Source organism: Pseudomonas sp. MWU12-2020, from assembly GCF_023100605.1.
Lineage (GTDB): Bacteria > Pseudomonadota > Gammaproteobacteria > Pseudomonadales > Pseudomonadaceae > Aquipseudomonas > Aquipseudomonas fluorescens_H.
On sequence record NZ_JALMEX010000007.1, the window covers coordinates 312,953 to 325,493 of the forward strand.

11 protein-coding genes are annotated in these 12,541 nt (G+C 59.3%); 5 read left to right on the top strand and 6 right to left on the bottom strand.

Annotation, left to right across the window (positions count from 1 at the left end; all coding sequences use genetic code 11):
• Window positions 1–92: 92 nt before the first annotated feature.
• Window positions 93–377, top strand: a complete 285-nt coding sequence (locus tag M0814_RS18325; protein ID WP_146774704.1) for a hypothetical protein — start codon at window positions 93–95, stop codon at window positions 375–377.
• Between the two features lie 249 nt (window positions 378–626).
• On the opposite strand, the gene M0814_RS18330 is transcribed toward M0814_RS18325, so the two are convergent.
• On the bottom strand, window positions 627–2,516 hold the full coding sequence (locus tag M0814_RS18330; protein ID WP_103484352.1) for a 3'-5' exonuclease: 1,890 nt from the start codon (window positions 2,514–2,516) through the stop codon (window positions 627–629).
• Window positions 2,517–2,867: 351 nt separating this feature from the next.
• Between M0814_RS18330 and M0814_RS18335 the strand changes: the two genes are divergently transcribed.
• Window positions 2,868–4,274, top strand: coding sequence for a DUF2252 domain-containing protein (locus M0814_RS18335; RefSeq protein ID WP_103484353.1), 1,407 nt, complete (start codon window positions 2,868–2,870; stop codon window positions 4,272–4,274).
• A gap of 90 nt (window positions 4,275–4,364) precedes the next feature.
• Here the strand turns inward: M0814_RS18335 and M0814_RS18340 are convergent, their stop codons facing one another.
• Complete coding sequence (locus M0814_RS18340; protein ID WP_103484354.1) at window positions 4,365–4,937, bottom strand: GNAT family N-acetyltransferase; 573 nt, start codon at window positions 4,935–4,937, stop codon at window positions 4,365–4,367.
• A gap of 142 nt (window positions 4,938–5,079) precedes the next feature.
• On the opposite strand from M0814_RS18340, the gene rimJ reads away from it, so the two are divergent.
• Complete coding sequence (rimJ, locus tag M0814_RS18345) at window positions 5,080–5,667, top strand: ribosomal protein S5-alanine N-acetyltransferase (RefSeq protein WP_103484355.1); 588 nt, start codon at window positions 5,080–5,082, stop codon at window positions 5,665–5,667.
• 30 nt (window positions 5,668–5,697) lie between these two features.
• Window positions 5,698–7,176, top strand: a complete 1,479-nt coding sequence (locus tag M0814_RS18350) for a glycosyltransferase family 39 protein (RefSeq protein WP_103484356.1) — start codon at window positions 5,698–5,700, stop codon at window positions 7,174–7,176.
• Between the two features lie 76 nt (window positions 7,177–7,252).
• Here M0814_RS18350 and M0814_RS18355 read toward each other — a convergent pair whose 3' ends face one another.
• Complete coding sequence (locus M0814_RS18355) at window positions 7,253–7,921, bottom strand: histidine phosphatase family protein (protein WP_103484357.1); 669 nt, start codon at window positions 7,919–7,921, stop codon at window positions 7,253–7,255.
• A gap of 255 nt (window positions 7,922–8,176) precedes the next feature.
• Between M0814_RS18355 and M0814_RS18360 the strand changes: the two genes are divergently transcribed.
• Window positions 8,177–10,096 (top strand): methyl-accepting chemotaxis protein, encoded by a 1,920-nt coding sequence (locus M0814_RS18360; RefSeq protein WP_103520275.1) that lies wholly within the window; start codon window positions 8,177–8,179, stop codon window positions 10,094–10,096.
• Between the two features lie 159 nt (window positions 10,097–10,255).
• Here M0814_RS18360 and M0814_RS18365 read toward each other — a convergent pair whose 3' ends face one another.
• From M0814_RS18365 to M0814_RS18375, 3 genes are all read right to left on the bottom strand, one after another.
• Window positions 10,256–10,675: a type II toxin-antitoxin system VapC family toxin gene (locus tag M0814_RS18365; RefSeq protein WP_003221478.1), complete on the bottom strand. Its 420-nt coding sequence runs from the start codon at window positions 10,673–10,675 to the stop codon at window positions 10,256–10,258.
• The gene (locus tag M0814_RS18370) at window positions 10,672–10,917 is read right to left on the bottom strand and encodes a hypothetical protein (protein ID WP_003221476.1); all 246 of its coding nucleotides are present in this window, start codon (window positions 10,915–10,917) and stop codon (window positions 10,672–10,674) included. The genes M0814_RS18365 and M0814_RS18370 overlap by 4 nt, the downstream gene beginning before the upstream one ends.
• A gap of 218 nt (window positions 10,918–11,135) precedes the next feature.
• Window positions 11,136–12,509, bottom strand: a complete 1,374-nt coding sequence (locus M0814_RS18375) for a DUF1329 domain-containing protein (RefSeq protein ID WP_103485474.1) — start codon at window positions 12,507–12,509, stop codon at window positions 11,136–11,138.
• Between the last annotated feature and the right edge of the window lie 32 nt (window positions 12,510–12,541).

Consider the following 12,541-nt stretch of genomic DNA (forward strand, 5'->3'; position numbering starts at 1 on the left):
GCCAATACAGATGTCGTGCGCGCTTTAGCAACAACTGGCAGAAGCGGTCGCCAACATCGAGCATTATCAGACCATATACATCGAGTGAGGCTTTGCCGTATTGGACACCATTGGTAGGCAACGACCCTGAACTTCATGGCCCACCAAATACCAGCAAGAGACTGACGACAGAAGCCTTCACCGCCAACCTTGGCAAGAAGATTATGCTGGCGAGCATCGCTCACCTGGGTAGCAACTTTATGGGTATGGAGGTCGAGCGCCGGTCACAAATCTTTTTAAGACTCGGAGATGAACCTCTGAGCAACATCGCTCTCACTGCACCAAATGAGAACATTGGTATTCCTTTCGGTATTCCACAAGTAAAACCTAGCCGCTAAAAAACTAAAAAAATCATATGAATATGGGGCTGTTTCAAATTAACCCGGCTCACCAAATGATCACAAATGCGTCCAAGGACGTCTTTGTTTGTTCCTGAAATCCATCCCCCTATCGTTCGCCCCCCATCGACCGTTAAAACCACGGCCACTCTCCAGGCAATGGCGCTATCACTTGATCCCTCGGGAATAAACGTTCAAAGAGCCGGACTCATCTGAACAAAGAAATCACTCCCTGATTGGCATGGCAACTTAGCCCGCCACCTCTATCGCATCATCACCCGCCAGATGCGCCCTCACCGCATCAATTGCCTCACGTATTCTGGTCGTAAAAATCGAATGCTCACGGTGAACCATCACCAGACGTTCGATTGTTCGCGTCATGGCGACATAGAGCAAACGGGCTTCGTCCGCCTCTTCTTCGCCCGTTTTGGGCATTTCATGCAATGCGGGGATGATCACCAGACCAAATTCCAGCCCCTTGCTAGAGTGCATGCTGACGACTTTGACCGCATCTGCACCGCTGTAAAGTTCGCCGCGGCCTTTGGCGAAACGACCGGAGACAAAAGGAATTCCTGCATACGCCAAATTCTTTTCGATCTGAAGTGCCTGGGAGGAAGTGCGATAAACCACGGCCATATCTTCCAGACTGCGCCCTTTGTTTTGTTCATCGCGAATCCGCTCAACGATGCAGTCGCGTTCCTGCCACCACGTCGAGCAATGGAGCAGTTCGGGGATCGGGCCGCGTCGTCCAGCGCTTTGAGGCGCGACGATCGGAACATTGTCTTCCTGAGCATCACGCGCATTCAGGAGGTCCAGGGAGAACGCTCGGGCCACCGACAGCACCTCCAGGGTATTTCGATAGTTGAGGCGCAGAATGGTGGTTCGCCCTGGCGCCTGGATGCCGACGCTGGCGAAGCTGAACTCCATACCGCCCTTGCCAGCCTTACCACGATAGATGGCTTGTGCATCGTCGTAGAGCACCAATAGAGAGTTGATCTGCGGATCGAGCATTTTGACGACCAGTTCAAACCATTCAGGTTGGAAGTCGTGCCCTTCATCGACCAATATGCCGCCATATTGCCCTTTGGCAATGAGTCCGCTGGCGACACCCTCGAATACATGGTGCTCAAGAAACGCCATGGCCTCCTCGGGGGTCAAATCTTTACCCGGCAAATCAGCACCCGCTGCTTTCAACAGATCCCAGCACCAACCATGAAAGTTGCGCACCGACACTTTGTTGCTTAACCCGTGAGCTGTCAGTACTTGCTTTAACCGTCCAGCCAGGGATTTGTTGTAGCACAGGACCAAAACAGGTTTGCTCGACGTTTGCGCCAGGTATACGCAACGATATCCCAGGATCATCGTCTTGCCGCTACCTGCGACGCCGTGAATGACCCGGTGACCTTCACCCATGGAACGAGCCAGTTGCTCCTGCTGCAAGTCCATGACCTTGATGAAGCTTGGTACCGGTGCGTCATGCGCACTGAACAGTCCGAACTGACCGGGTGATACATTCACCCGCACTTCCGGAAACAGGTGATAGCGCACGCGATCAATTTGAGCATCGGTGAGATGGCAAGGAAACCGCTGGACAAACATGTCAGTCAGACGCTTTTCAAACTCTTGGTTATCCACCGTTTCGGTCATTTCGTCGCGGCAGATGACCCGATCAGCGCTCATTACCTGCGCCAGCCCCTCACTTTGAAATTGCTTTCGGGTGATCTCGGGCAACACCACGCCCCAACTGTAGGGCATCAATAAATTGCCCTCGCGGATAGATCCGGGCGGTTGTTTCAAGGCAGGGTCTTTCTGAAGTAGATTCACGGCCTCAAAGGTATTGATGCGCGCCTGCTCTAGCGGGTTGGCAACACTTTTCAGCTCACCTTCGACAAGTATGCTGAACTGGGTCACGCTCATGCTTTTGATGATATCGATCTTCCAGTCCTTGACCTCCAGCACCAGGATTCCTTTCTTCGGGTGCATGATGACAAAGTCAGGTCGTCGGGCCTTGAGACCGATGGGTACATCGAACCAGGAAAGCCAATCGTCCGTAAGTTTTTTCTCCAGACGTTCTGCCAAACGCCGCTCACCCGGAGTATCAAACTGGCAAGCGGATCGAGAAGGAAAGAGTAAAGCCATATCGTGTGCCTAATCCCTGGAACAAGAACGATGCGATCAAAGTGAACGCAAGCGAGGGCCCATAACGATCCGAGAAGGGCCCGATAACTTTCATTTTGTGAATGTGAAGCTCAGCCTTGGAGCAGCATCACGTGATGCCGCCTATCCCGCCCCGGCTACCCTGTGTGGAAGGCGTTACACACACTCCGACGGGCCTGAATAGTGCTTTACTCAATGCCAGGGGGGTGATGGCATTTGAATGCTACCTGACGCAATATCAATTTGCCACCCGATGAGCGCTGGCCTTTCCCGGGGCTTTTCAGGCTTCAAGGGATGGCCGGGACAACGTTGCAAAGCCAAAAAAAGGCCCCTATGACCACCCTCCAAGACCGCATGAAGCAAGGCAAGGACGCCCGCAAGAATTGCTCGCGCAGCGCCCACGCCACCACCGGCAAAATGAGCCGAGATCCGATCCCACTGATCAAGGCCTCGAGTCAGGGCCGTGTCGCCTCACTGGTGGAGTTGCGTTACGGACGGATGCTGGTGTCGCCGTTCGCCTTCTTTCGCGGCAATGCGTTGGTGCAGGCACACGATCTGTCGGACACAGAGAACATGGGGCTGGTCGGGCCAATCTGCGGTGACGCGCATTTGATGAATTTCGGCGGATTTGCCACGCCGGAGCGCAATCTGTTGTTCAGCGTCAACGATTTCGACGAGGCTCACCCAGGGCCGTGGGAGTGGGATCTGAAGCGTCTGGCGGCCAGTTTTGTGATCGCCACCCGTGATTTGCGCCATGGTGATTCGGTTCAGGAAGAGGTGTGCCGGCAGATGGTGGGTGCCTATCAGGCGACCATGCTTGAGTGCGCCGAGCAGAGTGCGCTGGAAACCTGGTACGACTCGATCAAGTACGAAGACTTGCTCGATCAGGCGCGCAAGAGTGCGCTGGAGCATGTACAGCGTGCCGTCGATAAAGCCGAACGGCGCACCCACGCCGAGTTGCTGCCGAAGATCAGCGAGCGCGACGCCAACGGGCGGCTGGTTATTCGCGACGACTTGCCGGAAATCTTTCACCTGCACAACAACACCACGCTGCTCGACGCCGATGATGACTGGCTGCGGCTGTCAGACTGGCGTCCGCTGTCCGAAGCGTTCATGCGCGATTATCGAACCACGCTGCAGGCCGACCGTCGGGAATTGCTCTCGCGGTTTCAGGTGCAGGATCTGGCGTTCAAAGTGGTCGGCGTGGGCAGTGTTGGCACCCGCTGTCTCGTGGCGCTGCTGACTGACGAACGGGAATCGCCGCTGTTCCTGCAATTCAAGGAAGCGCGGCGCTCGGTGCTGGCCGATTACGTGAAAGCCAAATGCCGGACGCGCCATGAAGGTCAGCGAGTGGTCGAGGGTCAGCGCCTGATGCAATCGGCCAGCGACCTGTTTCTTGGCTGGACCACCGGCCCTACCGGGCGGTTTTTCTATGTCCGGCAATTGCGCGACATGAAAATCTCCGCCGAGCTGGAAAACTTCGACGCCGAAACCTTCGCCGCCTATGCCCGGGTCTGTGGTCGCGCGCTGGCCCGAGCGCACGCCAAAGCCTCAGGCAATGCGGCGCTGATCAGTGGATATATCGGCAAGGGCGATGCCTTGGCGGACGCACTGTTCAAATACGCACGCAGTTACACCGCGCAGAACGAGCGTGACTTCGAACGCTTTCAGCAGGCCTGCCGCAAGGGCCGGTTACGCGCACGTTCGGAAGCCGATTTCGCCGCGGATCATCTGCCCTGAAGCGTTGCAGAGCCGCCGCCACCGAGATGAATTTTTCTTCACTGCTCCGGTGCGATCAACACGGTACAGTCCGCTCGCTCATTCAAGAAACTACGGTTCGCCCGCGCTCTCCCGCGGGCTTTTTTTTGCCTGGCGTTTGCTGCCGGAGCGATACACCCAAGTGTCCTGCACGCCGTGCTGATGCGATTGCCGCGCCTGTGGGTGAACCCTGATCAGCGCAAACCCCGCCGCTTCAGCCAGACGCTGACTGCGGGTGTTGGCCGACGATGTGGTCAGGTAAAAGGTGAACTCAGACAGGCGCCTGACTAATTGCTGGAGCACTTCGCGCATGTAGCCCTTGCCGGCAAACGCGCTGTTGGCCCAATAACCGACGACGTAGCGCTTGCGTCGACGCGGCACCAGACCGATGCAGCCAACGACGGCTTGTCCGTCTTCAGTCACGATGAATAAGCGCCGCTCACCGGTCTCGCTGGCGAAGTCATCCCGCGCTTGCAGCATGGACGACAGCGCTCGCTCCTCACTGGTATGTTCGATCGCCCACTCGAGAAAAGGCGCATGCTCGCGGTAACTGGCGTTCAGCGCCTCCCGCACCGGAGCGACCAGCGCTGGGTCCGGCGCCCGAACACGCAGTGCCAACCCATCTACCGTCAATGCAAATTCCATTGCTTGTTCCTCCAATCCCGAAAATTCCGCAGTCGATAACCCTGTGCACTCAACCAAAGAAATTTACAGGGCGCCAGCGCGGTTTGTTTTTTTCCATCCCGTGATCAATCCTGTCCCTCGACCCTGCCAACCGGAGCCGCCGATGTCACTGCTGAGCCTGCCCTGCCAACGCCTGACGCTTGCCATCCTCGCCCCGGAACAGGCCGAGCTGGAAAGTGATTTCTATGCACGCAACCAGCGCCACCTCGCCCCTTGGTCGCCGATTCGCACCACCGAATACTTTTCCAGCGAACAGATTCGCCGACGCCTTGAAGTCCAGGCCAGTGCTTTCGAGGCCGGGCTGGCGATGCATTTCGCTCTGTTGACGCCGGATGGCCAGCAGATGATCGGCGCGTGCAATTTCAGCGGGATCATTCGCGGAGCGTTTCAGGCCTGTTATCTGGGTTATCACATCGACCATGCGCATCAGGGCCAGGGCTTGATGCAGGAGGGTCTGGAGGCCGGCATCGGCTACATGTTCGACACGCAGAACCTGCATCGGATCATGGCCAACTACATGCCCGGTAACGAGCGCAGTGCGCGGCTGCTGGAGCGCCTGGGTTTCGAGCGCGAGGGCTATGCCAAGGCTTATCTGAATATCGCCGGACGTTGGCAGGATCATGTGCTGACGGCGCTGGTCAATCCGTTGTTCGAAGCACCGGAACAGCGCTGGTCGCGACAATTAGCGTGAGTTTCACAATTTGTTAAGCATTGGCGAAGTATGCTCAAGGCTCCTGCCCTTTCCGGTTGCCTGAAATCCATGCCGCGTGCCGCCACTTCACTATTTCTACTCGCCGCCCTGCTGTTTTTTTTCGCTCTGGGTAACCACCAGTTGCAAGGCTCCACCGAAGCCCGGGTCGCAGGGATCGCCATGGAGATGCATCTGGACGATGACTGGGTGACGCCGCGCCTGTTTGGCGAGCCGTTTCTGGAAAAACCACCGCTGAGCCTGTGGCTGGACGCCGGCGCCATGCGCGTGTTCGGCGTTTCGCCGTGGGCGGTGCGGCTGGCGTCGGCGGTAGCGGGGTTGCTCAGCGTGATGCTGCTGTACGGCATGCTGCGCCGTTTCGGGCGCCCGAAAGCGGTCGCCTGGACGGCGGGGATTCTGCTGGCGACCATGGCCAGTTACTGGAGCAACGTGCGCGGGGTCGGCGAGGATGCGCTGCTGGCGCTCGGCGTGGCCACGGCGCTGCTGGCGTTCTTTCAGGCACAACGCGCACCGAGCGCCGGTAGCTCGCTGCTGTTTATCGTCGGGATCGCTATCGCTACTTTGAGCAAGGGTGTGCTCGGTCTGGCGATGCCGGGGGTGGTGATTTTCGCCTACCTGCTGGCTGATAACCTGATCGACAAACGCTTGAAGATCGGCGCCTGGCTGCGTCCCGGCCTGCTCACGGCCGTGGGGCTGATTCCGTTGCTGATCTGGCTCGCCGTGCTCTATCAGCGCGGTGGTTCGCACGCCGTCGCTGAAGTGCTGCTGACCAACAGCGTCGGGCGCTTCAGCGGCTCGTTCGTCGAAGCCGGGCATTACGAGCCGTTCTATTACTATTTGGCCAAACTGCCGGAAGCGTTCCTGCCGTGGAACATTCTGGTGTACCTGGGCCTGTGGCATTTCCGCAAGGAGCTGAAGGCCAACCGTTACCTGCTGTTTTTCAGCCTGTGGATCGTTGCGCAGTTCATCATGCTGACCCTGGCCTCGAGCAAGCGCACGGTGTACCTGATGTCGATGACCCCGGCGGCTGCGGTGATCGCCGCGGAGTACGCGCGCGTGTTGTTCGAGCGCTTGCAGGCGCGCGAAACCACCGACCGCTTCATCGGAAAAGTCGCCCGTCATCGTCAGGCGATTGCCGCAGGACTGCTTACGGTGGTGATCGCCAGCTACCTCGGCGCGGCCCAGTGGGCACTGCCCAACGCCGACAAGGAGTTGTCGTTCCTGCCGTTGACCGAACACATTCAGAGCCTGCAGGCCAACGGTCATCAGGTCGCGCTGTTCCAGGCCAATGAACGGGTCGGCGGCGCCAGCGTGTTCTACACCCAAAGCGTGCTCAAGGGGCTGGACACCGACGCGCAACTGCATGATTTCCTCAGCGCGTCACCCTCGAACGTCGCGGTGATCTCGGCAGACCGCGAACCCGCCGCACCGCTCAAAGTGCTCAAGACCATGATGGTCGGGCGTCAGGCGTATTACTTCGTCGGCTACTGACGCCCCTCGCGCCAGACAATAAAAAACCCGCCGGACTGGCGGGTTTTGTTTGGGCTGACGCTTTGTGCACCTTAGTTCATCGGGTGGTCACTGAGTGCCAGTCGGAGGCCTCGATAAAGCCAAGCATGCGCGGGGCGGCCTTGTTCGCGGCGGAAACGAACAGCGAAGAGCCGTATCCAGGGTCAGACACCGGTACATCCAGATCCTTTTCCAGCTCCGCCATGCATTCACTGTGGGTCACCAGAATCAGATTGCGTCCCGGGATCTTGTGCGCCAGCGCTTCCTGCAAGATGCGCCCCTTGCAACTGATCAGCCAGTCTTCGCTGGCCGCGCGGTTGAACATGTAGCCGGCGGTCTGCACGGTGCGCAGCATCGGGCTGTTATAGATATCGACGCGGTTCAGGCCCAGATGCTCGAACTGTGCGCCGACACCGACGGCGACACTGCGCGAGCGGTCGGTGATGCCATCATCGCCGCTCAGGCACGGCGCCGGGGAGTGATCGCAGCGCTCGACGTGACGCACCAGCACGATCATGTCGCCCTTGGCCCACCCGGCCGCCAGCGCGCGGGCGCCGGACACATTGCCATGCGCCAGGTCCGGCACCGCCGCCGGGGCGAGCAGCCACAGGGTCAGCGGAATCACCAGCAGCGACGTGGCGAGCACCACCCAGGTATTGCGGTAACGGGCCAGTCCGCTCAGGGAGATCGAGCGTTTGACGCCGAACAGACTCAGTCTCAATTCCACATCGGGCCGCCTCGTCGGCATGCATCACAGTCAATTCGATGCGGCAAGGGTAAAGAGGCGTGCGTAAGTGGCCGGTGAAACGTATGTGAAAAAAGTCTTGAAGTGCCCTTGTTACAAATTCCGTAGGACAAAATCCTTTCAGCTCTCGTTTTTGCGGCCGATACAAACCTGCTAACACCCTTGCTGGCTCAAAAAAACAACAATCTTCCAGCCTGACCGACGATCAAGTAGCTCTACGTTCCTGGAGGAATTGTGATGAATAGCTGGTTCGGCAACATCAGCGTGAACATGAAATTGGGCCTGGGCTTCGGCCTGGTCCTGGCCCTGACCTGCGTCCTCGCCCTGACTGGCTGGACAAGCCTCGGCGGCCTGATTGACCGCAGCAACTGGATGAGCGACATCACCCAGCTCAATGCGGGTCTGACCAAGCTGCGTGTGGTGCGCCTGCAATACATGCTGACCAACGGCGACGAAACCGCCGCGCAGAATGTACAAACCACCCTCGAAAGCTTCGCCGCGCAACAACAGGCGCTGATCAACAAGTTCAAGAGCCCGGAAAACGTCAAGCTGCTCAAAGAACAGGCCGCGACCATCGCCGAATACCAGACCTCGCTGAACAAAATGCGTAACGCCTACCGCACCGGTAACAGTGCCCGCGACGTGATGGGCACCAACGCTGACACCGCTTACAACCTGATCGAGTCGATCAGCAACCGCGTTCAGCAGTTGCCCCTGAGCGACGAGCGCTTCGCGCAGTTCCAGGCCATCACCGAAGCCAAGGAAGCGTTCATCCTCGCGCGCTATGAAGTGCGCGGCTACACCGCCACCACCAATGCCGAAACCGAGCAGAAAGCCGTCGCCCAACTGAACGTGGCCATCGACAGCCTCAAGCAGTTGAACACGCACTTCTCGGGTACCCAGCAAGACACGCTCCGTCAGCTGGAAACCGCCCTGACCAATTACCGCAGCGCGTTGCAGGCGTACAAGAACGCCAACACCGAAGCGGTGCAGGCGCGTAAAGAGATGACCGATCAGGGCACCGCGATCGTCAACACCAGCGAGCAGCTGTACCAGATCCAGCTCGACCGTCGCGACATCGAAAGCGCCCAGGCTCGTACTTTCCAGTTGATCAGCACCCTGCTGGCGCTGCTGGTCGGTGTGATTGCCGCAGTGATCATCACCCGTCAGATCACCCGTCCGCTGCAAGAAACCCTGGCCGTGGTCGAGCGCATTGCCAGCGGCGACCTGACTCAGAACGTCACCGTCACCCGCCGCGACGAACTCGGCGTTCTGCAACAAGGCATCGCGCGCATGGGCGTGACCCTGCGCGACCTGATCAGCGGCATCCGCGACGGCGTCACTCAGATCGCCAGCGCCGCCGAAGAACTCTCGGCCGTGACCGAGCAGACCAGCGCCGGTGTGAACAGCCAGAAGGTCGAGACCGACCAGGTGGCCACCGCCATGCACGAGATGACCGCCACCGTGCAGGAAGTGGCGCGCAACGCCGAAGAAGCCTCGCAAGCCGCTGCCGCCGCTGACGGCGAAGCCCGTGAAGGCGACAAAGTGGTGAATGAAGCCATCGCGCAGATCGAACGTCTGGCCAGCGAAGTGGTGCGTTCCACCGAAGCCATGAGCGTGCTGCAACAGGAAAGCGACAAGATCGGTAGCGTCATGGACGTGATCAAGGCCGTGGCCGAACAGACCAACCTGCTGGCGCTCAACGCCGCGATCGAAGCGGCGCGTGCCGGTGAAGCCGGGCGTGGGTTTGCCGTGGTCGCCGACGAAGTCCGTGGCCTCGCCCAGCGTACGCAGAAATCCACCGAAGAGATCGAAGGCCTGGTCGCCGGTCTGCAGAACGGCACCCAGCAAGTCGCTGCCGTGATGAACAACAGCCGCGCCCTGACCGACAGCAGCGTGGCCCTGACCCGCAAGGCTGGCGACTCCCTGGAAAACATCACCCGCACGGTGTCGAACATCCAGTCGATGAACCAGCAGATCGCTGCCGCTGCCGAACAGCAAAGCGCCGTGGCCGAAGAGATCAGCCGCAGCATCATCAACGTGCGCGACGTATCGGAACAGACCGCCGCGGCCAGCGATGAAACCGCAGCGTCCAGCGTTGAACTGGCGCGCCTGGGGGGTCAGTTGCAGCAGATGGTCAGCCACTTCCGCGTCTGATCTTCACCTCTGCGCTGAACGAAAGATCGATTCGCGAGCAGGCTCGCTCCTACAGGTAAGGCGTCGAACACAAAATGTGTGAACGACCGAAAAACCTGTGGGAGCGGGCTTGCCCGCGATGGCGTCAGTCCAGTCAGCCCATGCTCACTGCCCCAACGCTCACACCTCCCACGGATTAATCACTTCCACTCCTGAGAACTGAAAGTCCTTCACGTTACGCGTGGCGATTGCCGCACCATGAGCCCGGCAGATTGCGGCTATCTGAGCATCAGCCATTGACGCCGCTCGCCCCTTTGCCTCGCAATCTGTTACGAGTGACGCGTACTCGACGGCGGCATGCGCATCGAATGGCAAAATGCGTCCAGCGAAGTCCTCCTCGAACATTGCCATCGCATGGGCTTGGAGATTCTGTTTGCGCTTGCCTGAGGGAAGTCGGGCGATGCCGTGGAGTATCTCTGCCACCGTTATCGCACTGATGGCCAGATCCATGGCGGGCTGCGCATCAACCCAGGCCAGCACTCTGGCTTCAGGTTCGATACGCATAAACTCTGAAAGCACGTTGGTATCGAGCACTATCATTCAGAGAAATCCACCCCGGTGGCTTTCTCTGAGCGCGCTGGCAGATCAAGTTCTGCTCCGCCGAGAGCACTGAATCTGTTGCGTATCCGGCTTCCAAGTCCACCGGCACGATCCACCGTTGCCAAGGCTCGACCAAGAATCAGGCGGGCCTCTTCTTCCATGGAATGTCCGTTATGAGCAGCGGTGATACGCAACTGTTCCTTGAGCTTCTCGTCAAGGTTTCGAATGGTGATGCTGGCCATGACGCCTCCTGCAATCAATGAAATCATTGATTGCAGGCTAGCACATCCTTTCTTGCTGAAACCTCGCAATCTTCCGAACGGCCATTCTCTCTTCAACTGGCACGCCTGGGCTCCAGCTGCAGCAGATGGTCAGCCATTTGACCCGAAATTGGCACTTGCCCGGTAAGGGTCAAGACGGTATCTACAGGGATTGCGTTCGATCAGCAGTCCGGTGCCCCTTAGCGCGTCCCGCGCTGGCGCAACGCCGACGGCATGAAATACGCGTCTTCCGGCACCGGTTGCGAGAAGTCCACGGTGGAGGCTTCTTCGTTGTCGAGGTTCTGCACGTAGTAACGCCGGGCCTGCAGGTCGTGGAACACGTCCAGTGCACTCCAGGTGGTCGGCAGGTCGTAGAAGTTTTTCAGGTAGGCCATCGACACCCGCCACAACTCCCCTCGCCCATCGTATTGATCAACCAGCGCCGCGCCCCAGCTGTCCTCGTCGAGAAACAGCACGCGCTTGGAATAGATATGCCGCGCGCCCGGCTTGAGGTTGCCTTCGACCACCCACACACGGTGCAGCTCATAGCGGGTGAATTGCGGGTTGAGGTGGCCCGGGGTCAGCAGTTGTGCGTACTTCACGTCGGGGCTGCCGACCTTGTAGTTGTTGTAGGGAATGTAGATTTCCTGCTTGCCCTTGAGCTTCCAGTCGTAGCGATCCGGCGAGCCGTTGAACAGGTCGGTATCGTCCGCCGTGCGCAGGCCATCGGACGAGGCGATCGGCGTGTCATATGCCAGGTTCGGCGCGCGGCGCACGCGGCGTTGGCCGGCGTCGTAGACCCAGGCCTGGCGCGGGTCCTTGAGCTGATCGAGCATCTCGTGCACCAACGCCGCACCACCGGCCAGCCGCGCCGGACTTTTCACGAAGGCGAGGTAGTAGAACAGGATGTTTTTCAGGTCGGCGTACTGCCCGCCCGGACGGTAAAAATTGAACAGCGCTTCCTGCTGCGAAGTCACCAGCGCAAAGCTGCCGTTGCGCTGCACCGGGGCTTCGGACGCGCGACGCACCACGTAAATCCCGCGATAACGGGTGATGTGGTTCCACAGCACTTCGATGCCGTCCTTGGGCACCGGGAACGGTACACCACCGTAGGCATCGGCGAATCCGCTGCCGCCCTCCAGCAGCTTGGCTGAGGTCGCATTCTTCAGGGTGTTGTCATACAGCCACTGCGGCGCCGAACCCGAGCGACGCGACGGGTAGACCGGCATCTGGAACGTGTCCGGGTAGCTGTTGAACAGCGCAATCTGACCGGGGCTGAGGTGGGCCTTGTACTGGTCGAGATTGGCCTTGGTAATGGTGAACAACGGCTTGTCCGCCGCATATGGGTCCGGGTGATGTTGGCCCGGTTTGTAGCCGGCGGGCGCCTGGGTGATGCCACCGGTCCAGGCCGGAATGGTGCCGGCGGCGTTGCCGGCGCGCTCGGCGCCCATGGGCGTGAGGGTGGTTTTCAGTTGTTCGGCTTGTTGCGGGGTAATGGCGGCGAGGACGCTGCCGGCGGTGAGGCCCAGAACCAGCGCCAGCGTGGTTTTGCTGAATCGTGATGTGTAAAACATGATCGATCTCCGTGTGAGGTCTGCAGGACACC